At 63.0% G+C, this 25,180-nt stretch carries 22 protein-coding genes and 1 pseudogene; 11 read left to right on the plus strand and 12 right to left on the minus strand.

Annotated elements, in window-relative coordinates:
* The first annotated feature begins 154 nt into the window (after window positions 1-154).
* From ACE103_RS14840 to mdoH, 3 genes are all read left to right on the plus strand, one after another.
* Window positions 155-1,051 (plus strand): LysR family transcriptional regulator, encoded by an 897-nt coding sequence (locus tag ACE103_RS14840; protein ID WP_176532448.1) that lies wholly within the window; start codon window positions 155-157, stop codon window positions 1,049-1,051.
* 206 nt (window positions 1,052-1,257) lie between these two features.
* Window positions 1,258-2,724 (plus strand): glucan biosynthesis protein G, encoded by a 1,467-nt coding sequence (locus tag ACE103_RS14845; RefSeq protein WP_375781109.1) that lies wholly within the window; start codon window positions 1,258-1,260, stop codon window positions 2,722-2,724.
* Window positions 2,712-4,835, plus strand: a complete 2,124-nt coding sequence (gene mdoH, locus ACE103_RS14850) for a glucans biosynthesis glucosyltransferase MdoH (protein ID WP_375780019.1) — start codon at window positions 2,712-2,714, stop codon at window positions 4,833-4,835. Before ACE103_RS14845 ends, mdoH begins: the two co-directional genes overlap by 13 nt.
* 7 nt (window positions 4,836-4,842) lie before the next feature.
* On the opposite strand, the gene ACE103_RS14855 is transcribed toward mdoH, so the two are convergent.
* Both ACE103_RS14855 and ACE103_RS14860 read right to left on the minus strand, forming a co-directional pair.
* Window positions 4,843-7,164, minus strand: a complete 2,322-nt coding sequence (locus tag ACE103_RS14855) for a PAS domain-containing sensor histidine kinase (RefSeq protein WP_223968378.1) — start codon at window positions 7,162-7,164, stop codon at window positions 4,843-4,845.
* A 192-nt stretch (window positions 7,165-7,356) separates the two neighbouring features.
* Window positions 7,357-8,745 (minus strand): cation diffusion facilitator family transporter, encoded by a 1,389-nt coding sequence (locus ACE103_RS14860; RefSeq protein ID WP_375780020.1) that lies wholly within the window; start codon window positions 8,743-8,745, stop codon window positions 7,357-7,359.
* Window positions 8,746-9,111: 366 nt separating this feature from the next.
* Here ACE103_RS14860 and ACE103_RS14865 point away from each other — a divergent pair, with 366 nt between their 5' ends.
* Window positions 9,112-9,963 carry a hypothetical protein gene (locus ACE103_RS14865; protein ID WP_375780021.1) on the plus strand — a complete coding sequence of 284 codons (852 nt, stop codon included), beginning with the start codon at window positions 9,112-9,114 and terminating at the stop codon, window positions 9,961-9,963.
* A gap of 118 nt (window positions 9,964-10,081) precedes the next feature.
* On the opposite strand, the pseudogene ACE103_RS14870 reads toward ACE103_RS14865, so the two are convergent.
* Window positions 10,082-10,282 (minus strand): annotated as a pseudogene (locus tag ACE103_RS14870) (hypothetical protein); the annotation flags it as partial.
* A gap of 237 nt (window positions 10,283-10,519) precedes the next feature.
* Between ACE103_RS14870 and ACE103_RS14875 the strand changes: the two are divergent.
* The 4 genes from ACE103_RS14875 (at window position 10,520) to ACE103_RS14890 (ending at window position 13,482) form a co-directional block, all read left to right on the plus strand.
* A complete protein-coding gene (locus ACE103_RS14875; RefSeq protein ID WP_375780022.1) occupies window positions 10,520-11,014 on the plus strand; it encodes an RlpA-like double-psi beta-barrel domain-containing protein in 495 nt (164 codons plus the stop codon).
* A 174-nt stretch (window positions 11,015-11,188) separates the two neighbouring features.
* Window positions 11,189-11,719 (plus strand): hypothetical protein, encoded by a 531-nt coding sequence (locus tag ACE103_RS14880; RefSeq protein WP_375780023.1) that lies wholly within the window; start codon window positions 11,189-11,191, stop codon window positions 11,717-11,719.
* A gap of 217 nt (window positions 11,720-11,936) precedes the next feature.
* Window positions 11,937-12,551, plus strand: coding sequence for a TetR/AcrR family transcriptional regulator (locus ACE103_RS14885; RefSeq protein WP_375780024.1), 615 nt, complete (start codon window positions 11,937-11,939; stop codon window positions 12,549-12,551).
* A 73-nt stretch (window positions 12,552-12,624) separates the two neighbouring features.
* A complete protein-coding gene (locus ACE103_RS14890; protein ID WP_223968385.1) occupies window positions 12,625-13,482 on the plus strand; it encodes a DMT family transporter in 858 nt (285 codons plus the stop codon).
* 47 nt (window positions 13,483-13,529) lie between these two features.
* Here the strand turns inward: ACE103_RS14890 and ACE103_RS14895 are convergent, their stop codons facing one another.
* From ACE103_RS14895 to ACE103_RS14930, 8 genes are all read right to left on the minus strand, one after another.
* Window positions 13,530-14,498 carry a zinc-binding dehydrogenase gene (locus ACE103_RS14895; protein ID WP_375780025.1) on the minus strand — a complete coding sequence of 323 codons (969 nt, stop codon included), beginning with the start codon at window positions 14,496-14,498 and terminating at the stop codon, window positions 13,530-13,532.
* An 81-nt stretch (window positions 14,499-14,579) separates the two neighbouring features.
* On the minus strand, window positions 14,580-15,572 hold the full coding sequence (locus tag ACE103_RS14900) for an alpha/beta hydrolase family protein (protein WP_375780026.1): 993 nt from the start codon (window positions 15,570-15,572) through the stop codon (window positions 14,580-14,582).
* A gap of 229 nt (window positions 15,573-15,801) precedes the next feature.
* Window positions 15,802-16,797: a nitronate monooxygenase family protein gene (locus tag ACE103_RS14905; protein ID WP_223968391.1), complete on the minus strand. Its 996-nt coding sequence runs from the start codon at window positions 16,795-16,797 to the stop codon at window positions 15,802-15,804.
* Window positions 16,798-17,044: 247 nt separating this feature from the next.
* A complete protein-coding gene (locus ACE103_RS14910) occupies window positions 17,045-17,479 on the minus strand; it encodes a CBS domain-containing protein (protein ID WP_223968393.1) in 435 nt (144 codons plus the stop codon).
* A 283-nt stretch (window positions 17,480-17,762) separates the two neighbouring features.
* A complete protein-coding gene (oxlT, locus tag ACE103_RS14915) occupies window positions 17,763-19,082 on the minus strand; it encodes an oxalate/formate MFS antiporter (RefSeq protein WP_375780027.1) in 1,320 nt (439 codons plus the stop codon).
* A gap of 240 nt (window positions 19,083-19,322) precedes the next feature.
* A complete protein-coding gene (gene oxlT, locus ACE103_RS14920; protein WP_375780028.1) occupies window positions 19,323-20,618 on the minus strand; it encodes an oxalate/formate MFS antiporter in 1,296 nt (431 codons plus the stop codon).
* Window positions 20,619-20,876: 258 nt separating this feature from the next.
* A complete protein-coding gene (locus ACE103_RS14925; protein WP_375780029.1) occupies window positions 20,877-21,014 on the minus strand; it encodes a hypothetical protein in 138 nt (45 codons plus the stop codon).
* A gap of 363 nt (window positions 21,015-21,377) precedes the next feature.
* Window positions 21,378-21,896, minus strand: coding sequence for a DUF2147 domain-containing protein (locus ACE103_RS14930; RefSeq protein ID WP_375780030.1), 519 nt, complete (start codon window positions 21,894-21,896; stop codon window positions 21,378-21,380).
* A gap of 121 nt (window positions 21,897-22,017) precedes the next feature.
* On the opposite strand from ACE103_RS14930, the gene ACE103_RS14935 reads away from it, so the two are divergent.
* The 3 genes from ACE103_RS14935 to dapD all read left to right on the plus strand — a co-directional run bounded on the left by ACE103_RS14935 (window position 22,018) and on the right by dapD (window position 23,969).
* A complete protein-coding gene (locus ACE103_RS14935) occupies window positions 22,018-22,575 on the plus strand; it encodes a DUF2975 domain-containing protein (RefSeq protein ID WP_223968403.1) in 558 nt (185 codons plus the stop codon).
* Between the two features lie 5 nt (window positions 22,576-22,580).
* A complete protein-coding gene (locus ACE103_RS14940) occupies window positions 22,581-22,826 on the plus strand; it encodes a helix-turn-helix domain-containing protein (protein ID WP_375780031.1) in 246 nt (81 codons plus the stop codon).
* A gap of 177 nt (window positions 22,827-23,003) precedes the next feature.
* Window positions 23,004-23,969, plus strand: a complete 966-nt coding sequence (gene dapD, locus ACE103_RS14945; protein WP_375780032.1) for a 2,3,4,5-tetrahydropyridine-2,6-dicarboxylate N-succinyltransferase — start codon at window positions 23,004-23,006, stop codon at window positions 23,967-23,969.
* A 131-nt stretch (window positions 23,970-24,100) separates the two neighbouring features.
* Here dapD and ACE103_RS14950 read toward each other — a convergent pair whose 3' ends face one another.
* Window positions 24,101-25,075 carry a LysR family transcriptional regulator gene (locus tag ACE103_RS14950; protein WP_375780033.1) on the minus strand — a complete coding sequence of 325 codons (975 nt, stop codon included), beginning with the start codon at window positions 25,073-25,075 and terminating at the stop codon, window positions 24,101-24,103.
* Between the last annotated feature and the right edge of the window lie 105 nt (window positions 25,076-25,180).

The raw sequence follows: 25,180 nt of genomic DNA on the forward strand, positions 1-25,180 counted from the left end.
AGCGTTGCCGAATGGATCGATCCGGGATCGCAATAATGTTCTGGAATCACGGACTTCCGGGGCGCTTTGGATTTCGGGATCGCACCCCGATCGTGCTACCTATGGACGCGTCGGGCTGCCATTTGGGGCGCCGTTTTCCGAAGGGGTTTGAACCTTGATCGACAAGCTGGAACTTCTGCTGGCGTTGGCCAAGGAACGGCATTTCGGCCGTGCTGCGGAGGCCTGCGGGGTCACCCAGCCGACCATGTCGACCAGTCTCAAGCAGCTCGAGGAAATCCTCGGCGTCATGCTGGTGCAGCGCGGATCGCGGTTTCAGGGTTTCACGCCGGAGGGCGAACGGACGCTGGACTGGGCGCGGCGCATCGTCGGCGATACGCGGGCGATGAAGCAGGAGATCAACAGCCTCAAGGACAAGCTGTCGGGCGAGATCCGGATCGCCGCGATCCCGACTGCGCTCGGCATGGTGGCCTCGCTCACCACGCCGTACCGCGCGCGCCATCCCGATGTGCGGTTTCGCATCCAGTCGTGCACGTCCGCCGACGTGCTCGGCCTGCTTGAAAATCTCGAGGTCGATGCCGGGCTGACCTACATCGAGAACGAGCCAATCGGCAAGGTCCGCACCATTCCGCTTTACAACGAGAGCTATCGTCTGCTGACCGCGCCGGATGCAATGTTCGGCGACCGCAAGCAGGTGACGTGGAAGGAAGTCGGCACCGTGCCACTGTGCCTGCTCACGCCCGACATGCAGAACCGCCGCATCATCGATCGCGCGCTGACCTCGGTCGGTGCCGAGGCGACACCGTCGCTGACCTCAAATTCACTGCTCGTGCTCTACACCCACGTGAAGACCGGACGCTGGGCCAGCGTGATGCCGGCCAAGCTCGCCGAGACGCTCGGCCTTGCCGATGCCGTGCGCAGCATTCCGATCGTCGATCCGGTGGTGGACTACAGCATTGGCCTCGTGATCCCGCAGCGCGATCCGATGACGCCGCTGATCGCGGCCCTGGTGCAGGTCGCGCGCGAGGTCGCGCCGAAGCTGGAGAGCGCGTAAGCGCGGCAATCGAGGCGCTTTCAGGATGGTTCCCCTTCAGACGATCGCCGCGCCTCGTCGCGCGGCGAAGCAATCGTCCTGCGCGCCCGGCAATAATGGAACTCAGCGACGGCTGAGCGGTTTCATTGCGGCGTCCCGGTCAGCAAGCAGGAGCCGCTTTGAATCGTCGCCAGTTACTCCACGGATCGGCCATGTTGCCGGCACTCATGCTTTTGCCGCAGCGGGAGGCCGCCGCGGCGGGGAACACGGTTGATGCTCCTTTCAACCCGTCGATCGTGAGGGAGCTTGCCCGCAATCTCGCCAGCAAGTCGTTCGAGGCGCCGGACGAGAAGTTGCCGAATGGCCTGACCGACCTGAACTACGATCAGTACCGCTCGATCCGCTTCGTGCCGGAGCGCGCGCTGTGGCGCGGCCAGAAGCTGCCGTTCGAGGCGCAGTTCTTCCACCGCGGCTTCTTCTACAAGAACAAGGTCAAGATCTTCGAGGTCGCCGACGGCAAGGTGAGCGAAGTCAGCTACAGCAAGGCCATGTTCTCGTTCGGTGAGGCCGTGCCTGGGTTCACCGAGACCGATCTCGGCTTCGCCGGATTTCGAATCCACGCGCCGATCAACAAGCCGGACTATTACGACGAGGTCTGCGTCTTCCTCGGAGCGAGCTATTTCCGCGCCGTCGCGAAGGACGAGACCTATGGCCTGTCGGCGCGCGGCCTGTCGATCGATACCGGCGAGGCGAAGGGCGAGGAGTTTCCGTTCTTCAAGGCGTTCTGGCTCGAGCGGCCCGTGCCCAACGCGACATCCCTCGTCATTCACGCGTTGCTCGACAGCAAGAGCTGTGCGGCGAGCTATCGCTTCACGATCAGGCCGGGGAAGACCACGGTGTTCGACGTCGAGGCATCGCTTTATCCGCGTGCCGATCTCGAGCACGCCGGCGTTGCGCCGATGACCAGCATGTTCTTCTTCGGGCCGAACGATCGCAACGAGGTCGATGACTTCAGACCGTCGGTGCACGATTCCGACGGGCTTGCGATCTACAACGGCAGGGGCGAGAGTCTTTGGCGCCCGCTGAGCAATCCGCGCGACCTCCAGATCAGCACGTTCCAGGATATCAATCCGCACGGTTTCGGGCTGATGCAACGGGAGAAGAACTTCTTCGCCTATCAGGACATCGAATCGAGCTTCGAGAAGCGCCCGAGCCTGTGGGTCGAGCCGATCGGCGATTGGGGCGAGGGCGCGGTCATCCTGTTCGAGATTCCGACCAGGGAGGAGATCCACGACAACATTGCCGCGTTCTGGCGGCCGAAGGCGCCGCTCAAGGCCAAGAGCGAGACCAATCTCACCTATCGCCTGCATTGGGGACCTGACGCGCCGAAGCCGCATTCGCTGGCGCGCTTCACGCGCACTGGCATCGGCGCGCATGGCGAGAACAGCAAGCTGTTCGTGCTCGATCTGTTCGGAGACAATCTGAAAGGTGTCGATCCCAACAACATCAAGGGCGTCGTGTCGGCCGAGAAGGCCGAGATCACGAACGTCGTCACTCAGCCGAACCCGAATACGGGCGGATGGCGGCTCAGCTTCCAGTGCGCCGCCAAGAAGGATCCGATCGAACTGCGCGCCCATCTGGCGCAGGATGACAAGCCGATTTCGGAGATCTGGGTCTATCGATGGGCGCCATAGTCACATCGCCTCGTCCCCACGTCGCGGCAGCGGCAGAAGGCTTCCTGCCAGAAGAGAGCCCGCTCGCGATGGCAGCGGCCGATCTCGGCCGGCCGCCGCGCGCGGTGAGCAAGCGGGTGTCGGTTGGTGCGAGCATGTTCATGCGCCGTGCGTTCGTTCTGATGCTGACCGTCGCACTGACCGGCGCGGGCGCCTACGAGATGTACATGGTGGTCCAGGTCGGCGGCGTGACGATCATGGAAGGCATGGTGCTGGCGCTGTTCGTCGCGCTGCTCGCCTGGATCGCGTTCTCGTTCGCCTCGGCGCTGGCCGGCTTCTTCGTGCTGCTTCGGCGCAACGGGAATGCCCTGCCGATTCGCGACGATGGTCCGTTGCCACAGCTTGCGAGCCGGACCGCAGTGCTGCTCCCGACCTACAACGAGAATCCGTATCAATTGATGGCGCGCCTGCAGGCCATCTACGAGTCCATTGAAGCGACTGGACAAGCGGACAGCTTCGATTGGTTCGTGCTGAGCGACACCCGCGATCCCGATATCTGGATCGCCGAAGAACAGGCGTTCCTCGCGCTCAGCGATGCCTGCGGCGGCGGGGGACGGCTCTACTACCGGCATCGCGCCGACAACTCCGCGCGGAAGTCCGGCAATGTCGGCGAGTGGATCACCCGGTTCGGCGGCGCCTACCAGTTCATGATCGTGCTCGACGCCGACAGCCTGATGTCGGGCGATACCATGGTTCGGATGGTCCATGCCATGGAGACCAATCCGCAAGCGGCGTTGCTGCAGACGCTACCCATCATCGTCAATGCACGCAGCCTGTTCAGCCGCTTGCAGCAATTTGCCGGCCGGCTTTACGGGCCGATGGTCGCGGCCGGCGTCGCGTGGTGGCACGGCTCCGAGGGCAATTACTGGGGGCACAACGCCATCATCAGGATTCAGGCCTTTGCGGAGCAGGCGGGGCTGCCGGAACTCTCCGGCCGCAAGCCGTTCGGCGGGCATATCCTGAGCCACGATTTCGTCGAGGCGGCACTGATGCGGCGCGCAGGCTGGGGCATCTACATGGCGCCGATGCTCGGCGGCAGCTTCGAGGAAGTGCCGCCGTCGCTGCTGGATTTTGCCGCGCGTGACCGGCGCTGGTGCCAGGGCAATCTGCAGCATCTCGCGGTGCTGACCACACGCCGCCTGCACTGGATCTCGCGGCTGCATTTCATGACCGGGATCGGCTCTTACATCACCGCGCCGCTCTGGCTTGCGTTCCTGCTGCTCGGAATCCTGATCTCGTTGCAGGCGCGCTTCATTCGCCCCGAATATTTCCCGAAGGGCTTCTCGCTGTTCCCGAACTGGCCGGCGCAGGATCCCGTGCTCGCCGCGTGGGTGTTCGGCCTCACGATGGCCCTTCTGATCGTGCCGAAGCTGCTCGGCTTCATCCTGTTGCTGACACGGTCGGACACGCGCCGGCAATTCGGTGGCGGCTTCCGGGCGCTGGCAGGTGTGATTGCCGAGGTGCTGATCTCGGCGATGGTCGCACCGGTCATGATGGTGTTCCAGTCGATCGCCGTGGTCGAGATCCTGCTCGGCCGCGATGCCGGCTGGCAGACGCAGCGGCGCGACGATGGCGAGGTCGAGCGGCGAGAGCTCTATCGGAAGTACGGCGTCCCGACCGTCTGCGGTGTCGCGATGGCGATCAGCGCCTGGGCGGTGTCGTTGCCGCTGCTGCTGTGGATGTCGCCGGTGATCGTAGGCCTTCTGTTCGCGATTCCGATCGGCGCGTGGACCGCCAAGCCCGCGATGCGCGCACTGTTCACGACGCCGGAGGAGGTGAGGCCACCGAGCGTGCTGGTCCGCGCCAACGAACTGGCGGCGTCTCCTGCTCACGCATCAGTGCCTGCGCTGGCTGCGCTGCGGCAGGATTCCGGCTTGCTGCACCGCCATCTGTCATCGCTTCCGCCGGCGAAGCATGGTGGACCGGGCAAGATCGACCTTCACCTCGCGGTGGCCCGCGCGCGGATCGACGCAAGCAACAACTTCGACGAGGCCGTCGACCACCTTACGCCGCGCGAGACGCTGGCCGTTCTCGGTGATCCGGCGTCGCTGGAGGGCCTGCTCGCCAAGTAGGCGTGGTTCAGGCCGCCTCACGCAGCCTGCTCTGCACGGAGCGCGGATCGCGCGGCAGGGTGATGCGGACGACGGTGCCGACGCCGAGCTTGGAGCGCAGCTTCATCGAGCCGCCGTGCAGGTTGGTGAGCGAGCGCGCGATCGCAAGTCCAAGGCCCGAGCCCTGGTAGCTCTTGGTGAGCTGGCTCTCGACCTGCTCGAACGGCTTGCCGAGCCGCCGCAGCGATTCCGGCGCGATGCCGATGCCGCTGTCGGCGATCAGCAGCACGATCGAGTCATCGAGCATCTGGCCGCGCACCAGCACGCGGCCGTGGTCGGGCGTGAACTTCACGGCGTTGGAGAGCAGGTTGACGATGATCTGCTTGACCGCGCGGCGGTCGGCGACGACCGAGATCGTGCTTTCGATATCCGATTCCAGCGACAGGCCCTTGTGCTCGGCGCGGCCGGAGACCACCCGCAGCGACTCGGCGAGGATGCCGGAGAGGTCGAGCGGCTCCATGTCGAACTTCATGCGGCCGGCCTCGATCTTCGACATGTCGAGAATGTCGTTGATGACCTCGAGCAGGTATTTCCCCGAGGTCAGGATGTCGTGGCAATATTCCGCGTACTTGTCCGAGCCGAGCGTCCCGAACAGGCCAGAGCCCATGATCTCGGAGAAGCCGATGATGGCGTTGAGCGGCGTGCGCAGCTCATGGCTCATATTGGCGAGGAATTTCGACTTTGCGGCGTTGGCGTCCTCGGCGCGGGTCTTTTCCTGCGAATATTTCTCGGCGAGGTCGGCGAGCTCCACGGCCTGGCGTTCCAGCTCGGATTGCGAGCGCTGCAGGTCGATCACGGTGGCGCGCAGGCGCAGATCGTTGTCGACCAGCTTCTGTTCGTGCGCCTTGATGCGGGTGATGTCGGTGCCGACCGAGACGTAGCCGCCGTCCTTGGTGCGGCGTTCGCTGATGTGCAGCCAGCTGCCGTCGTCGAGCTGCGCCTCGAAGGTGCGGGCGCCGGGCGCCGGCACGCCGCTTTCATGCAAGCGGGTGCGCACCTCGGGCATGCTCCCGACCTCGATCACGGTCTCATAGGATGTGCCGGGGCTGACGGCGCTATCGGGCAGCTTGTGCAGCCGCTGGAAGTGCGAGTTGCAGAGCACCAGGCGGTCCTCGGCGTCCCACAGCACGAAGGCCTCCGGAATCGTCTCGATGGCGTCGCGCAGCCGGAGGTCGGCTTCCACCGACTTCTCGGCGAGACTCTTCTGTTCGGTGATGTCGACGGCGATGCCGATCAGATGCAGGCCGCTGTCGGCCGCGGCGTGGCTGAGCTCGCAGCGCACGCGCAGCCAGATCCAGTGGCCGCCGACATGGCGCATGCGGAAGCTCTGGTCGATGTGATCGATCTTGCCCGAGATCAGCTGTTCGGCGATGTCGAACAGGTTGATGTCGTCGGAGTTCACCAGCGCGTTGACCTCGCCGAAGGTGAGGAGGTCGTTGCGGCTATCGAGGCCGAGCAGGGTGAACATCGACTGCGACCAGAAGATCCGGCCGCGCGACAGGTCCCAGTCCCACAATCCGCAGCGGCCGCGATTGAGCGCGGTGTCGATCCGGCCGCGCACCGCATCGTTGATCAGGTCGCCCTCGCGGGCGCGGGTCGATTGCCAGTGGAAGGCGAAGCCGAGGATCAGCACCACGAAGCTCGTGGTTGCCGACAGCGTCACCGAGAGCGCGGCGTCCGATCCCCAGATCGGCTCGTTCATCTCCTGGATGACGACGACCTGGCCGGGCAGCGACTTGACGAGCTGCGAGATCGCCAGCGCGCCGGTGCCGCCCGGCAGCGTCATGTCACTGACTGCACCCTGCTGCCCCGGGGCGATCAGGAGCTGCGCGGTGGAGACGATGTCGAGGACGCGGTCGTTCTCGCCGGCGCCGTCGATCGGCACGCGCGCCAGCACGCGGTGGTCGGCGCTGGTGATGATGACGTGGCGGCCGTTGGCGATGCCCCAGGACGGAATGAGATCGGGCAGCAGCTCCTGCATCCGCTCGATATTGGCGAGCCGGTCGCGCCGCACCGAGGTCAGGCGGTCGAGACGCTCGGCGAGGATGTCGGAGAGTGCGGCAAGGTCGCGCTTCATCGCGCCGCGCTTCTGCCGGTTCTGGTCGATCACCTGGACGAAGGCGCCGAGGCAGATTGTGATGAGGAAGGCGATGATCAGCGTAGGAACAGCGCGGCGCAGTGCAGGCTCGGCCGTCAAGAGCCTGTGATAGGCCGGTTTCGCGATCGACTGCGCCAATCCCTTGATCGAATCGGATTGGACACAAGCGTTCGCTGCATGCGCGCGCGCCATGCCTTAGACCCCCATCTAAGCTGATTTTTTACCCGGATCGGATGCTCCCCACGTCGCATCCGAATCATGATGATTTGAATCCAGATTTCCCGGGCTGTCGAGAGTCAACGATTCGTTAATACGAAAAAATTCTTGTCCAAGAGAGAATCATCAGGCGCAAAGTGAGTCCGAAACAGGAACGGCTCCGTAGTATTACGCGCGCGCCGGTTCTGCGTGACTGATCACACGCTTCACGGTGGGGAACGTGCGACGCAGCTCGCGTTCGATCTCGTCGACGCTTTCGTGCACCTTGATCACACTCATCGACGGCGCAGCGCGGCAATGGAAGTTGACGACCTCGCCGGCGTCGGTGTTGCGGACCCGCACATTATGGATGTCATGGATCGCGCCACCATCGGCAAATCCGGTCAGCGCGGTCTTGATGGCTTCGACGCGGTCGGGCGCGGCGTCGGTTCCCCATGGCAGTTCCGGCTCGAGCGGCTCGATATGGGTGTCGACCTCGACGTCCTCGCCAAAGTCCTCGCGGATCGCGCGCTCGAGCTCGTGGGCGATGTCGTGTGCGGCGTCCAGCGCCATGCCGCTGTCGACCTCGAGGTCGATGCCGACGATCAGCTTGCCGCCGATGTCGTGCACGGTGACGTGGTGGATGGCGAGGCCGGAATTGCGCGCGATCACCATGATGCGCTCGCGCACGCTCTCATTGTCGCGCGCCACCGGCACCGCCGTGAACGTGAGGTCGGCGTCGCCGAATGTCTTAGTCATCGCCTGCTGCGCCCTGCGCTTGATGTCCTCGACGCGGTCGATCGGGTAGGTGCGCGGCACAGCGGCGATGGCGTCGATGAAATGCGTGGCGCCGACCATGCGGACCCGCAGCCGCTCGACGTCGACGACGCCGGGCACGGCCTTGATCGCCGCGATGGCCTTTTCCAATGCGCCTTCGGGCGCGCGGTCGAGCAGGGTCTCGACCGTCTCCCGCGCCATGCGCAGGCCGAGCAGGGCGATCATCACGGCAACCGCGATCGCGGCCGCGGCATCGCCCCACCAGAAACCGAAGCCCGCCAGCACTAGGCCGACGATGACCGCTGCAGATCCCATCACGTCGGAGGCGAAATGCAGCGCGTCGGCGGCCAGCGCCTGGCTCTTGGTGTCGCGCGCCGCGCGGTGCAGCGCGCGGGCGCGCCACAGATTGACGCCGATATCGATGACCAGGACGATGAACGGAATGGCCGAGATCGACGGCGGCGGCGCGCCCTCGCGCAGGTGGCTATAAGCCTGCACCAGAATGCCGCCGGCCAGCACATAGAGCAGGGCGATGATGAAGAGCGCGGAGACGCTCTCGAACTTGCCGTGGCCGTAATGATGCTCGGCGTCGGCCGGCTGGTCCGATACCCGCACCACCGCCCAGGTGATGATCGTGGCGACGAGGTCGATCGAAGAGTGCAGCGCCTCGGAGATCAGCGCCAGCGATCCGATCGCGATGCCGACCACGAATTTCGCCACGGCCATGCTGCCGCTGGCGAGGATCGAGATCGCGGCGACGGATGTCTTGGTGTTGGGTGCGCTGGTGCTGGAAGAGCTCATGGGCGGGGGTTTAGCAGGCCATCTGTGAACATCAAGTGTCGTTCACGATGCGCAATCGCCACTCACTTGCAAGAGCGAATCTCAACAGTGGAGTTGTTGCGAACTATTCCGAATCCAGCGTGCTGGACGCGAGTTCACAGCGTCTCACTCAGGCATCGATCCTCGTTCTCGCGGCGCGTTTGGCTTCCGGCTGGCCGGGGACCGGTGTTCCGCGCGAAAACGGGAGGACGATCCTGCTTATCACGAGACGTCAAGCACGCTACTATTGCTTGGACGAGACCTAACCGGGGGCTGGGCGCTGGTCGACCCTGATGGATAACCGAGACGGCAGTCTTGGATGACATTGGACGGAAGAGGGACACGCCAATGAACGCCACACCCACTCCGAATGCAGGTGAACCTGCTGAGCGGCCGATCGCAAGTGCCGATGAGCGACTCGCGGAAGCCCACAAGCAGATCGTCCGCGCTGATGAGGAGCTCACACGCTTGAGTGAGCGGCTTGCAAAGATGGAGCGCGATGCTGCGCCACCACCGCCGGCTCAATCTGACCCGCCTTTGGTCGAGCCTGCCCCTGCTTCGTCCGGACCTGGCTCGCAATCATCGTCCGGAAGGCCGGCTTTCCGGGCCTTTGGCGCCTTGTCGCTCGCGGCGTGTGTCGTTATCGCAGCCTTGGCTTCGCAGTCGTCGTATGGTGCGAGAGCCAAGCTGGTCGTCGCCCGCTGGGTGCCGCAGCTGGCTTCAACTCCATCATCGCCACGGGATGATCCGCCGCTTCCCGCGCAGCCCGCTCCATCTACGGTTCAGGTCGCCGCGGCGGAAGCCGCACCGCAGCAACCGACGCCCGCGCCTTCGACCGCACCGCAGGACGCCGCGCCGAAAGCAATGCAGGACACCGCGCCGCCAGTTCCTGCAGCACTTCCGGATCGAACCGAGCTGCTGCAAACCATTGCACGCGATCTTGCGAACGTGCAGCGAAACATCGAACAGCTCAAGGCGGACCAGCAACAAGCGGCCCGCGAGAGCTCCAAGGCCATTGAGGAGCTCAAGGCAAGCCAGGAGGAATTGAAACGGGCACTCGCGAAGGTTTCCGAGCGGAAGACGTCAGCGCCTCCGGCGCAGCCGGCTCCGACCTCGCGCAAGCCCCAGCGGACATATGAGCCGCCCTACGCGAGAGCGCCGCCTCGGATGCAAAGGGAATGGCTCTACGACGACTGGTAACCGTCGATGCGGTGACCGTCGAAGCTCATCCGGCAACCAGCGCCTCGATTCAGAATTCCGTGCGTTGTCGCTTTTCCCATCAGCGCAGTGGTCGCGTGGCTCGTCACAGCCCGCTTCGCTAATACGCCAACGCAGCTACAGCGTGGTACTTGTTGGCTTCCATGTGTTCGAACGCCTTGCGGGCGACGGCGAATCTGTAGACTTGGTCAATCGGCAGCTACAGCTTGCGTGCCTCGACCGCGGGCCAGATGTCCTTGCACACCGCGTCGAAGACCTCGCGGATCTCGTCGATCGAGCGGGTACGGAAGGTAGCGCCGATACACTGTTGACGCGCGGTCGAACAGGTTCCATCCAGTCATGCTGCTGACGCAATCTCTGTCTTAGTCGGGCGAGAATTAAAAACACTGTGTGGGACCGCCGCGGTTCCCACAATGGTTCCGTCGCCGGAAATGGCACGAATCCGCAAAGAATTGCCCAGAGTTAGCGCCTCCGCGTTCACTCGACCATGTTTGCGGAATCGGGAACCGAACGATCGAGAAAAATCAGTCAAGGAGTTATGATGCTGTTCGGCTCGAGTGCCGCAGTCTGCGGCGCCGTAGTTGCGCTCGCCATTTTTGGCCGCGCTTCTGGAAGTGAAATCGGTGCAGTTCATTCAAGCGATGTCGTCAATGCTGCTTGTGGAGATGCGATCGTCGGCGCGGCCTCCATGTACAATCCGTTCGAGCCCGGCAAGGAGGAGGGCGGTCCGAGCACAGCCTCCGGCGAGCGCTATGATCGCTCGGTCTGGGCGGCTGCCATCAAGACAAGTCTGCGTCGGAAGTTTGGTGGGGTCCAATTTGGCGCGAGGCCGAAATATGCCCTCGTCGAGGCTGTAGGCAAGAAGGCCATCGTGAAGATAAATGACGTGGGGCCACTACGGCCTGGCCGCATCATTGACCTCAATGAGCGGACGATGCGCTATTTCGATCCAAGCCTGGAGCTCGGAGTCATTAGCGACGTAAAAGTTAGCCCGCTTGCGGGGGATTATTGGACTCCGGGACCGGTCGGCTGAATATTGCAGGGGAAAGAGCGCGCGAGGGCGGATTACGCTTCGCTGATCCACTCTACGCGCTACCCATCCTATGCCCGACCAGGAACGGACATCGCCTCGCGTTCAAACGCGATGTGCTAGTCTTCGGTTCAAGAACGGCGAAGCCATTGGCCGCTCGTCTGAGAGTGACAGACAATGAAGCTTGGCGAATGGAGCAAGGGATACACACAAGCGGAGCTTGATAACGCCCAGGAGAAGTTCGATCTGGTTTTCCCGCCAGATTTGATAGCTCTGCTGAGAGAGAAACGGCCGGTTGCGGGGTATCTTTGGACCGATGAAGGCGCGATCAGGAAGGCGCTGAAATGGCCAATCGAAGGCCTGCTGGCCTCTGTCGAAAGGGGTTTCGCCTGGCGAGGGGAGTGGGGAGAAAAGCCGGAGAACGCGGGCGCTCGAAGAGAGGTGGCGCGTCCATTCGTTGCGCGCGCGCCGAAATTGATACCGTTGTTAGGTCATCGGTATTTGCCCGAGCGGCCGCATGAGGCAGGGAACCCGGTGTTGTCCGCCATGTACTCAGACGTAATCTTTTACGCGACGAACCTCACAGAGTATTTTGAAATAGAATTCGGCGGAGACCTCGGTCGTCCGATGCTGCCGCCGCGGCAGATCAAGAGTATCCCATTTTGGTCCGATCTTGTGATGCGCGACGGTTGGGTTATGTCTTCTTGAAAATCGGGTAGCGGACGATACAGCCGTAGGATGGGTAGGACGCAGCGAAGCCCATCAATTGTCTGCGCGCGGTGAGGTGATGGGTTTCGCTTCGCTCTACCCATCCTACGGAATGACTGGTCCACCGCACCCTGCTCCACCCATTCTGCGGGTCGGTCAAAAATCTCCCTGAAACGACCGCTTGCGATATATGAACCGATCAGTCTATATATTGACAATGAGCCGCCAAGCCCCCGTGCAGTCGCCCCGTGGCCGTCCCCGAAGTTTCGACGTCGAAGCCGCCGTCGAACGCGCGATGGATGTGTTCTGGTCGCGCGGCTATCACGCCACGGCGCTGCCGGACCTGCTGCGTGCGACGAAACTCTCGCGCGGCAGCCTTTACGCCGCTTTCGGTGACAAGCACTCGCTGTTCCTGCGCGCGCTCGATCGCTACATTGCCGATGCCCAGACGCGGATGGATGTTGAACTCGCCCCTCGCGGAGAGCCGGTCGCCGGCCTGCGGGCCTACCTTGCCGGTTACGTCGAGCGTGCCAGCGGCGCCAATGGCCGGCGCGGATGCCTGCTGGTGGCGACAGCCATGGAACTGGCCGGGCAGGATGCTGAGGCTGGTCGTCGCGTCGCGGGTTTTTTCAAAACCATGGAAGCCAGGTTGGCGGACGCGCTGTCCCGCGCGGAGGCGGCGGGCAGATTGGCCGATGGCGTCGAGCCTGCAAGCGCCGCCCGAATTCTCGTCTGTTTCGTTTGGGGGTTACGAGTGGTCGCCAAAACGGCACAGACACGGATCACGTGGCAAACCACCGCTGACGCGCTTCTCGATCGCTTCATCAGATAAACAATAACCCATGGACGCCTTCGCTATTGGTGCGCCCATATTTGGACTGATTGGTCTTGAAAGGAATGATGCCATGTCTGCCATCCAGATCGTCTGCGCAGTGGCCGTTCCCTTGCTCTGGGGTCTTCAGTTCGTGGCCATCAAGGTGGGCGTCACCGAGTTTCCGCCGCTGTTCTTCCTCGCACTGCGCTTCCTGGCGATCGCGCTGCTGCTTGTTCCGTTCGTCAAGAGGCCCACGCGTCAACAGTTCGGCCCTATCGCGGCCATTTCGCTTTTCCTTGGTGGACTGAACTTCGGGCTGTTCTATGTTGGTCTTGGGCTCGGCTCGGGAAGCATATCGGCTGTCGCATATCAACTCGCGCCGCCTTTCACCGTCCTGCTGGCCTGGCCGTTGCTCGCGGAGAGGCCGTCGCTCGTCACGTCAGCCGGAGTGGTGCTTGCATTCGCCGGCGTGGTGGTGTTGGCGGCGGGGCCGGGGCTGTCGACCAACGCGCTTCCGCTGCTGCTTGTGGTCGGGGCGGCGTTCGCGTTCGCGGTGTCCAACGTCTTGACGAAACGCTACGGCCCGTTTGATCCCCTGATGTTGATGGGCTGGTCGTCGCTACTCACCGTGCCGCAGGTGATGTTGATGTCGTTGCTGCTTGAATATGGACAGCTGGCGAGCCTTGGCACGGCGGACCAACACGGTTGGCTGGCGCTCGCCTACACCATCTTCATCGGTGGCATTGTCGGCTTTGGCCTGTGGTTCTGGCTGATCGCCCGTTGCTCGATGGGCCGCGTCGCGCCGTTCGGTTTGCTGCTTCCGGTGTTCGCCCTGATTTCGAGCGTGATGTTCCTTGGCGAACGCGTGACGCCGAAATTGGTTGTCGGTGGGCTGCTTGCAATCTCCGGCGTCGCCATCACGCAGGTAAGACCGAGTGCAAGGGCGTAGGATGGGTTTCGCTTCGCTCTACCCATCCTACAGAGTGGAGTATTTGGCTACAGCGTCACCACGATCTTGCCGAGGTGCTTGTTGGCTTCCATGTGCTCAAACGCCTTGCCGATGTCGGCGAATTTGTAGACCTGGTCGATCGGCAGCTGCAGCTTGCGCGCCTCGACCGCGGGCCAGATGTCCTTGCGCACCGCGTCGAAGATCTCTCTGATCTCCTCGATCGAGCGGGTGCGGAAGGTGACGCCGATGTACTGGATGCGGCGCGCCGCATGCAGGTCGAAATTGAAATCGGCGTGGGTGCCGCCGAGCCGGCCGACATTGACGATGCGGCCCTTGACCTTGGTCGCCTTGAGGTTCTGGTTCGCGACCGGTCCTGAGATCTGATCGACGATCAGATCGACGCCTTCACCATTGGTTGCCTGCAACACCTGATCGACCCAGCCGGGATCCTTCGAGTCCACGGCGAGATCGGCGCCGAATTCCGTCAAGCGGCCGCGGCGCATCGCATCGGTCGAGGATCCCACCACGAGCTTGGCGCCCTTGAGCTTCGCGATCTGCATCGCCATCAGGCCGACGCCGGAGCTCGCGCCCTGGATCAGCACGGTCTGGCCCGCCTGCAACGCGCCATTGGTGACGACGGCATTGTGCATGGTGGCGAGCGCGACGGGCAGGGTGGCGGCCTCGTCGAAGTTCATGTTCGATGGGCTACGGAACAGCCTGCCGTGATCGGCGAGTGTGTATTCGGCGAACGCCGCGCCGCCGGAGCCCATGATCTTGTCGCCGACCTTGACACCCTTGGCGTCGGGGCCGAGCTCGGCGACCTCGCCGGCCCATTCCATGCCGAGCACGGTGCCGACGCCACCGGCCGCGCCATGGGCGTGGCCCTTGGTCATGCCGAGATCGGCGCGGTTCAGCCCGCAGGCGTGAACCTTGACCAGCACCTGCGTGCCCTTCGGCACGGGCTTGGCGACGTCGGCGATTTCGGGGCCGTTGGCTCCGTACACGTAAGCTTTCATATCGTTCTCTCCGACTGTGTTGGCCGAGGCGTGTCTTGCGTCAGGTCTCTTGGGACACGTCGCGCGCTTGATGATGTGAGGTCAGGGCTGGTGGACGTCCAGCTCTTTGCGGAAGAAGGCGAGGATGTCAGCGTTCAATTCGCTGTGGAACGCGACGCGATCAAAGCCCGGCCGGTCCGTGCAGATCTTTGGCAGCCGGGCGGCCAGGCTTTCGGAGCAGGGCACCAGGAACACGAAATGTCCGGCATTGTGGACCAAGTGATAGTCGGTCTTGATCGGCAGGCCCTCGTTGATCGCCGTGACGTAGCCGGGATTGATTTCGGTGATCTTGTCGTCGCCGCTAAGCTCGGAGGCCCAGAGCTGCGTCGGGATCGTCACGTCCTTCAAGGCGTCGCGATCGAACAGCGGACCGAACGCCGGATCGGCGATCACCATCGCCTTGACGCGCGGGTCATGCACGACAGCCTGCGCCGGAAGATCGTTGCGCTGCAATTCCTCGCAGCTCGGCTTGCGATAGGGCACATCGCAGAACGCGGTGGCCTTGCTGATGTCCGGCTTGGCGCCGGCGACGACGAGGCCGGTGTAGCCGCCGCGGGAAAAGCCGAAGAAGCCGATCTTGCCGGGGTCGAGCTTGGCGCGATCCGACCAGGCGCCGAGCATGTAGTCGATCGCCCGCTTGATGTCGGCGGAGCGCTCGACGAGCGCGGCCAGCGTATCGGCGCGGGTCATATCGCCTGCGCCGCTATCAACGGGATGATTGACCGCGACCACGACGAAGCCGGCATCGGCCAGCGTCTCGGCGGTGTCGTGATGTCCGGTGAAGCTGCCGCCGAAACCGTGCGAGATCAGGACCAGCGGCAGCTTCTCGCCGATGACGGGGCAGTCCTCCGTTCCGGGCAGCGTCGAGGTCTTGAGCTTGACCTCGCCCGCGGGCGCGGCGCAGGGCGACCACACCGCGATCTGCATCGGCGGGGCGCCGTCGGACTGCACCTTGATGAGCCGGAGACCGGCCGCGTGTGCACACGCGGCCGACAGGCAGAGCGCGGCTGCAACGGCCGCCTTGAACAGACGCATGTAGGCTCCCGCCGGCTGTTCCGATGCCCATGATGCGAAACGATCGCACCATGGGCTTGTTCTTGTTTGTGTCGTCAAACGCGAGATACCTCTGAGGTACCGTCATCCTGAGGAGCGCGCAGCGCGTCTCGAAGGATGAACGACCCGGCCGGTGGCCGTCGACCCTTCGAGGGCCGCTGAAGAAGCGGCCACCTCAGGGTGACGGGTAACTCGTCTTACCCTCGGCCGCTTATTCCGCGGCCTGGCGCTTGCCGATAGAGGTCATGCGGTCCAGACGTTCGCGGATGATCGCTTCCGCCTCGCTCACGATGCGCGAGATCAGTTCGGCGCAGGACGGAATATCGTGGATCAGGCCCTGCACCTGGCCAGCCGACCAGATGCCTTCGTCGGCATCGCCGGTCGCGTAGACCATCTTGCCGCGGGCGCCGGCGACCAGCTCGCGGACGTCCTCGAACTTGGCGCCTTCCTTCTCCATCTGCACGACCTTGGTCGAGATCGCATTCCTGGCGACGCGCGAGGTATTGCGCATGGTGCGGAAGATCAGCTCGGTCTCGCGCTCGTCATTGGCGACGATGCGTTCCTTCACCAGCTGATGGATCGGGCTCTCCTTGGTGCACATGAAGCGCGTGCCCATGTTGATGCCTTCGGCGCCGAGCGCCAGCGCTGCGACGAGGCCGCGGGCATCGCCGAAGCCGCCCGAGGCGATCATCGGGATCTTCACCTTGTCGGCGGCAGCCGGAATCAGGATCAGGCCGGGGGTGTCGTCCTCGCCGGGATGGCCGGCGCATTCAAAGCCGTCGATCGAGATCGCGTCGGCGCCCATCCGCTCGGCGGACAGCGCGTGGCGGACGCTGGTGCACTTGTGCACCACCTTGACGCCGTGTCGCTTGAACTCGTCGACATGTTCCTGCGGCTTGTTACCGGCGGTCTCGACGATCTTGATGCCGCTCTCGATGATGGCCTGGCGATACTCGGCGTAAGGCGGCGGCTTGATCGCGGGCAGGATGGTCAGGTTGACGCCGAACGGCTTGTCGGTCAGCTCGCGGCAGCGCGCGATTTCCTTGCGCAGATCGTCCGGCGTCGGCTGCGTCAGCGCGGTGATCATGCCGAGCGCGCCGGCATTGGCGACGGCGGCAACCAGCTCCGCGCGCCCGACCCACTGCATGCCGCCCTGCACGATCGGGTGGTCGACGCCGAACATTTCGGTGAAGCGTGTCTTGATCATGCTGCCCTCGTTTCCATCAGAATTTTCCGCGACGCGGACGGCCGCGCACGGTGTTGTTTTTGGATGTCGAGGGAAGGATGCAGTCCTGTCCGGCAAATGTCTACCGGCGACCTGCGGCGCGCCCATGCGGAAATGACGGGGCGCGGAGGTCAGGCGGGGCAGGGCCGAAAGTTTCAGTCAATTGCTCAGGCGCCGTTGAACCAAACACACAGCGCCTGGCCGAGAGCAGCGGCAATCGAGCTGCCTGTTACGCCGGCACGGCTTGCTTGTTCAACGCGGAGGTTTCCTCGTCGAACGCGGCCGCGATGTCGCGCATGCTGACGACGCCGATCAGGCTGTAATCGTCGATCACGGGCACGTGGCGAATGTGGTGCTTGGTCATGAGATGACGGATGTGCTCGAGCGTGTCGCTCGAGGTGCACGACACCAGCTGCTGCACCGAGACGAGCTGCGAGACCTTCATGCTGGCGCCGGCCGCGCCGTGCTCGGCAATCGCGCGCACCACGTCGCGCTCGGTGAACATGCCGACGGCGGTGTTGCCCTCGGTGCGAACGACATCCTTGACCACGAGCGCGCTGATATTGCTGGCGCGCATCAATTGCGCGGCGATCGCCACCGTCTCGTTCATGCGAACCGTGGCGACGCGAGGGGTCTTCTTGCGCAGGATATCTCCGACTTGCATGGCAACCTCCTTGGTTTATCGTTGACAGGATTCTGGTATACAAAATGCCAATTGTCAACGCGGCCGTCACGGAAATCTACCACCTGCGAACAGCTGAAATAGGCAGAGTCGCTGACGTTTCAGACGATTGTGACCTGGCCTGAGCGGGCTGGCTGTCCACGGCTCCCGGGCGCCTGTGGTATCTGGCATCCCTGTCGGGTCAAAACGAAAGAGGCGCACCGAAGTGCGCCTCGATCAGTTCACAGCCAGTTCCGAAATCAGGCCGGCATTTCAAGTCGAAATATCAAGCTGTCTTGGCATTCGTCGCGGTCTCGGCGGCGGCAGCGGCAGCCTCGTTGCCGTTGATGAAGGCGCGGCGCATCGGCTTGATCACGAACAGCGCCATCAGCGCCGCGGTGGCGTTCAGCGCGACCGCGATCACGAACACCGCCTGCCAACCATAGCTGGCGGCAACAATGCTGGCGGCCGGCACCAACAGTGCGGCGGTGCCCTTCGCGGTGTAGAGCATGCCGTTGTTGGTGGTCGCATACTTCGAGCCGAAGGTGTCGCCGGAGGTCGCCGGGAACAACGAGTAGATCTCGCCGAACACGCCGAAATAGACCGCGGTCGCCAGCACGAACACCAGCGGGTTGTGGCCCCAGGTGGACAGCGTCAGCAGCATCAGCGCGCCGGTGCCGAACGCGATGAACATGGTGTGCTCGCGGCCGATATTGTCGGAGACCCAGCCGAAGAACGGCCGCCCGAACCCGTCGAAGATGCGGTCGAGCGAGATCGCAAAGGTCAGCGCGGCCATCTGGAAGCCGGCGAGCGAGACCGGCGTGGTGGCGATCTTGTAGTCGTGCGCGATCGGCGCGATCTGCGCGGCCGCCATCAGGCCGCCGGAGGCGACCATCACGAACACCAGATACATCACCCAGAAGATCGGGCTGCGCAGCACCTGCGGCGGCGTGAAGTCGATCTTGGTCTGCGGCAGGTTGAGCTGCTTCTTCTTCGGCGGGATCGTCACCGCAGGCTTCTGGATGAAGAAGGCGAGCAGGAACACGATCAGGCCTTGCCCGATGCCGAAATCGAAGAACGCGGTCTGGTAGCCGCTCGAGGCGATCATGTTGGCGATCGGCACCACGGTCAGCGCAGCACCTGCGCCGAAGCCGGCCGCCGTTGCGCCGGCGGCGAGGCCGCGGCGATCGGGAAACCATTTCAGCGCATTGCCGACGCAGGTGCCGTACACCGAGCCGGCGCCGATGCCGCCGACGACAGCCGCGGCGTAGAGCAGGGTGAGTGAATCCGCGTAGGAGTTCAGCACCCAGGACAGCGTGATCATGACGCCGCCGAACATGATGACGATCCGCGGGCCGTATTTGTCGACAAACCAGGCCTCGACCGGCACCAGCCAGGTCTCCGTCACCACGAAGATCGTGAAGGCGAACTGGATCGCCGCGCGGCCCCAGTGATGCGCGCCGTCGATCGGATCGACGAACAGCGTCCAGCCATATTGCAGGTTCGCGATCATCGCCATGCAGACGATGCCCATGGCGAGCTGAAGCCAGCGGAAGCCACTGGACGAAGGTTGTGCTTGTGTTACGGCAGCATTGCTGGAAACCATCAAATCCTCCCGAGCGCGCCGGTCTTGTTGTGACCCAGTGTCGCAATTCTTGTGGCGTATCGTCGCAAGCGCTTGGCGCGAGGTTGGTATACTATATTCCAGAAAGCAAGCCTATCTTTCTGCTGCGTCGCAGCAAAACTGGCATACTTTGGGCTGATTTGAGTTTGCGATCGATGCCGCAAAATGAAAGCGCCCGGCGTTTGACCGGGCGCTTTCGTCAGTCGAAGAGTGGCGCGTTGCTTAAGCCATCGCCGCCGATTTCTCGACCACGATTTTCCGCCAAGGCTTGAGCACGCCGATCGCAAGCAGCGAGGCAAGGATGTTGGCGCCGGCTGCGATGATGAACACGTTGTCCCAATGGCCCGACGACTGCTGCATGTAGTTGGCGATCGGCACCAATAGCGCCGCGGTGCCCTTCGCGGTGTAGAGCAGACCGGCATTGGTCGTCGCGAACTTGGCGCCGAACGTGTCGGTGCAGGTCGAGGGGAACAGCGAATAGATCTCGCCCCAGGCAAAGAACACGAAGCCCGAGAGCAGCACGAACCAGACCGGATCGTGGCCCCACAGATAAAGCATCCAGATGCCGAAGCCCTCCATGCCGAAGGCGATGAACATCGTGTTCTCGCGGCCGATCATGTCGGAGATCCAGCCGAAGAACGGACGCGTCAGACCGTTGAGCACGCGGTCGATGGTGGCCGCGAAGGTCACTGCCGTCATCGTCACCGCCATCAGCGTGACCGGCACACTGTCGACCTTCCAGTCGACCGCGATCGGCTTCAGGTTCGCCGTCACCATCAGGCCGCCGGCGCCGACGATCACGAACATGAAGTACATCAGCCAGAAGATCGGCTGCCGCAGCACTTCGGTCGGCTGATAGTTGCGCCGGGTCTGGATGATGTTGGCATTGGCCACGACGGCCGGCACCTGTCCGGCCTTCGGCGCGAGCAGGAAGAAGGCGAGCAGCACGATGATGATGCCCTGACCGAGACCGAAATAGAGGAAGGTGGTCTGGAAGCCGGAGTCCTTGATCATCGCCTGGATTGGCGCAACCGTCAGTGCGGACCCTGCGCCGAAACCGGCTGCAGTGATGCCCGCCGCAAGTCCGCGCTTGTCGGGAAACCATTTTAGCGCGTTGCCGACGCAGGTGCCGTAGACGCCGCCGGCGCCGATGCCGGCGACGATCATGCCGAGATAGTAGCCGTTCAGCGAGGTCGCGTGCGCGTTGATCGCCCACCCGATCGCGCAGAGAATGCCGCCGATCAGCACGACGAGGCGCGGACCGTATTTGTCGACGAACCAGCCCTCGACCGGCACCAGCCAGGTCTCGAACAACACAAACAGCGTGAAGGCCCACTGGATCGATGCGCGGTCCCATCCAAACTTCTTCTGGATGTCGGGGACGAAGAATGTCCACCCGTATTGATAGTTTGCGATCATCACCATCGCGGCGACGCCGATCGCAAGTTGCGTCCAGCGATAGGTATCGCTGACACGCGCGGCCGCGGGGGCCGCAGTTGCCTGAACCATGTCCGACATTCATCCTCCCAGTGCGCGCTTTGTCATTCTGCTTGTGGCGCGGCTCGGTCATCTTGGTATTTGATATGCCAAGGTTCAAGCTGTCGCAGAGGTCGCGTGCGCATATGCCGCAGAGGACTGAAGGCGGTCACCGCAGTGAGAGTAATTCAGCGCGCAAAAAAAATGACCCCGAAAATCGGGGCCATTGGTCGAAGGTTCAATGTCAGATCGCGTCTTGCGCGAAACAGTCTCGGTGCAGCGCGCGCGGAATCGCAAGCCTCAGAGGCCGACGCGCGGCAGGTCGCCATTGCGGTTGGAGATCTCCGCGCTCTTCATCAGCAGGCGGTCGATCGTGGCCATCAGGCGGCCGAACAGGGTGGACGAGGGGGAGAGCGTGAGTGCGGTAGTCTTGGACATTGGTGTCCCCTTTCAACTGCCAGGGCCAGCAACGGGCCGGCTCATCATCTGCAGCCAAACTATGTATACCAGATGCCAGAGGCAACGGATTTGTTTGCATAGCAGCATGGACAATGGTGCAATGCAACAAAGCGGACCGACTGGCATCCCAGATTGAAGGGGAGAACGGCCTGAGCAGCGGCAAAGCCTGGGCAATCGGGCCTTCACCAGATCAGCAATCCTGCTGCTCTTGCGCGGTGCCCTTCGATGCAGCCCGACCACCGCCGTCGCTGCGTCATAAAGAAAGGCCGCCCAAACGGGGCGGCCTTGAGTGACTGGGTTTGCTTTTCTTCTTGGCCGATGAAGGGTCGGGGCCAGATCCTTTCACCGCGTCCAGTCTTCGCCCGCGCATAGCGTTCCCATGCAGCCGCGAACGTTCAGCGTGCCCGACGAAACCAGTGTCACCGAGCTTTCATAGGTCTTGCCGTCATCGGCGTTGTAGATCCTGCCGGCCCATTTGTTCGGGCCTGCGGGCTGCATGTTGATGAAGAGCGAGATGCCCATCACCGGCCGGGTCCGCTGCGTGGGATCGGCATTCTTGTCGTCGCGCTGCGGCTTGCCGGTGGCCTTGTCGGTCGGCTCCTTCAGCCAGACGACGCGGCCGCACAGCGCGCTGCCGCAGCGCTGGACCTTGATCCTGGCGTCACCGGACTGGGTCAGCCAGACGCCGGCCGGATCGCTGGCCTTGTCAGTGGCTTTGGCGGCATCGGCGGCGCTGCCGAGCAGCGGAATGTGGAACGCGGCCACGATCAGGCGGCGCGTGAGGTGAGCGCGGATCAGCTGTTTCAGGGCCCTGGGGAGGCCGTTAATATCTGGGGTAACGTCATCATCCACCTTCTTCATGAAAAATTTCATGATAAACATGAAATAAATCACGCTTAAGGTTGAGTCAACAACATTACCGCAGCATGATGCTTTCAGGCCGTAACGGCCTGCAGGGCAAAAAATTATTCGGATGGGTGCAATGAGGAAGTCGGTTCGCGAGCAGCGCCAGCTTTGGTTTCGCCGGCTCGATTGGGCGTTCTGGGCGATCTGGGCCGCGCTGCCTGTGGTGCTGTGGCTGGCCTATTACCGGACTACGACTGCCGCGGGCGCGATCGCCGAAAGCCTCAGCGGCGAGCAGGCGAAGTGCGCCAGCATCGTCGCCAACCCGCTGACCATGTCGACCATGGGCCAGGTGCTGTTCTGGTCGCTGTTCGCGCTTGGGGTATCGTTTTACGCCGTGCTGATCGGCATCCTTCATCGCATGGTCAACCGATTCGCCAACGGGCGGATCTTCGCGTCCGAAACGCTGCAGGGGGTGTGGTGGATGGGGATCTTTCTGGTGGTCTGGCCGTTCGTCGATACGATCACGACCAATGCGGTGCTTTATGTCTTGTATCGAACCGGCGACATCAAGTTCTTCCTGCCGAGCTACAACGTCGACGTCGGCACCATCGCGGGCGGGGTTTTCCTGATGGCGCTGAAATTCGTGCTCGAACACGCCATCCTGCTGCAGTCCGAAAACGAGCTCACGATTTGAGGTGAATGCCGGTGCCCATCGTGGTGAACCTCGATGTCATGCTCGCAAAGCGCAAGCGCCGCCTCGGAGACCTCGCGGACGCGATCGGCATCTCTATTCAAAATCTGTCGATCCTGAAGACCGGCAAGGCCAAGGCGATGCGCTTCTCGACGCTGTCGGCGATCTGTCGCGAACTGGACTGCCGGCCGGGAGATATTCTGGAATACGTGCCGGGCGACGAGGGCGAGGCCGATGGCGGCGAAGGCGGCTGATCCGGCGCGTGATCGGTCGCGTCACGGCATTGCCGGCGGGGCGCAGCCAAACTGACAGATCCCTGATGAATCCGTCGAAAATGATCCAAAGCAAACGTGTTTGAAAGCCCGGACGTTGCCATTTTTACGAGCGCTCGCGTATGCTCCACGTGCAGGATCGTAGTGGGAGACATCCAAATGGAGCTGAGGGGCGCGAGCGGCGAGGGATTTGCGACGATTGCCGCTGATGGTCGCGTGTTGGATTCCTGGTTTCTTCAGCTACGCCTCGTTGCGGAGAGCGGCAAGGCGGCAACGGTCCGGCTGGCGAGCGACGAGATCAGCAGATCGTTGGGCGAGTCGGCAGACGGATATGCGCGACATGACGACATTCGCAATGTCGATATCGTTGCCATTCGTACAGAAATTGACTCCCTTGCATCTGCGCCGATTGATGTGCACGACGCATATCTTCGACTCCACCTCCTGAGCCACCGGCTCGTCCAGCCCAATTGCATGAACCTTGACGGAATCTTCGGTCTGTTGCCCAACGTTGCCTGGACGACGCTCGGTCCCTGTGAATGCTCTCGTGTATCGGAAGCGCGCATCTTAGCGCGAAGGCGTGCCGTTGCGTTTGAGGTGACCGGCGTCGACAAGTTTCCGCGCATGACTGATTATGTGACGCCTGCGGACGTGAGAATTGCAGATGCGGATCGCGTCAGGCTTGGGGCTTACCTGGCTCCGGGCACGACCGTCATGCATGAAGGCTTTTGCAACTTTAATGCGGGTACGCTCGGCCCCTGCATGGTCGAAGGCCGGATAAGCGCCGGTGTGGTTGTCGGAAGCGGCAGCGACGTTGGTGGCGGAGCGTCGATCATGGGCACTCTTTCCGGAGGAGGGAAAGAGAGGATTACAGTTGGCGAGCGCTGCCTGATCGGAGCCAACGCCGGTATCGGCATTGCTTTGGGTGACGATTGTATCGTCGAAGCGGGCTGTTATGTCACGGCCGGCGCGCGCATCCTTTTGGAAGATGGCCGAGTATTGAAAGCCAAAGAACTCTCGGGCCAGAAGGGCCTTCTATTCCGTCGTAATTCCCAGAGCGGCGCTCTTGAGGCAACGCGACGTACACCCAATTGGGGCGGCCTCAACTCGCAACTGCACGGCTAGGCAGTTCAATCGAAGAAGTCGCCGGCGACAATTGTGGCGCGTCGGCGATGTCGCCTTCTGGTCCATCGTGACATTTGTTGTCATCGCAGAAAGGCGGTGGGTGTCGGGTCGAACCCGACATCGGCGAAGGTTTATGGGTGCGCCCCCTTTGATCGACCGCGGCGCAAACGAGCGACCTTGACGTCGCGATTCCGGGCCGGGCGCTCCTGAACGTGCTTCCAGAACGCCTCTGCCGCGGGCGTCAGCCGCGATCGCGGACGAAACACCCGGATCTCAATCGGGATATTCCATTCCGGGCAGCCCGCCGCGACCAGCTCGCCCGACGCAAGCTGGTCGGTGATGAGGCTCTCCGGAAGCCAGGCCATCCCGCGGCCGGCTTGCACCATCGTGACGAGGAGTTTTGCGAGGTGCGAGGTGAATGCCGGCTTCAAATGCGCTTGCAGCGGCGATGCCGAGCGGACGGCATCCAGAATCCTTCCCATGCCCGACTCGGTCTTGAAGCTCAGGAACGTCACGGGCGCAGCGCTGGTTCCGGGCAACCTGAATCGAGGAGCCTTGCCCGACTTCGAACCCGGTACGGAGGCCGGTATCAGGCGATCATTGCCGACGTGAATCGACAGGAAATGCGAATTCGTCAGCGTAGTCGCAGCAGCCGCATGATGATGGCAAAGCAGGAAATGCACCTCGCCCGCAAGCAGCATGCGCTCGCAGGCCTCCATATGGTTGGCGACGAGCTGGACGTTCGGCACAAAGGAAAGCGCCATCTCGATCTGCCGAAGCCAATCCGGGAAGAAGGTTAACGACAGCGCATTGGTCGATGCGAACTTCAGGGCATCGGACGAGCCGCGCGCCAGCTCTTGCGTTTCGAGCCGGCCGGCGGCGAGCCGCCGCACGATGTCTTCAGCCGTCAGGCGGAAAGCTTCGCCGGCAGCGGTGAGATGCACGACATGTGTCGTGCGTTCGAACAGTGCGGCGCCGGCCCATAGCTCCAGTGCCTTGATTCTCCGGCTGAGCGCAGGTTGCGACGAATTTCGTTCCTCCGCGGCGCGCGAAAAGCTGCGCGCCGTCGCCACCGCAATGAAGTCGTGCAGCCAATTGATTTCCATGGTCCGGCCTGCTTATGCAAATTCTGCATAATCATATCATGACGTGACATTGGATTTCCAGAACCCCGGCCTGCACCCTCGCTGAAAGTCAGATTTTCCATTCGG

The sequence above is a fragment of the Bradyrhizobium sp. ma5 genome (genome assembly GCF_042258955.1).
GTDB lineage: Bacteria > Pseudomonadota > Alphaproteobacteria > Rhizobiales > Xanthobacteraceae > Bradyrhizobium.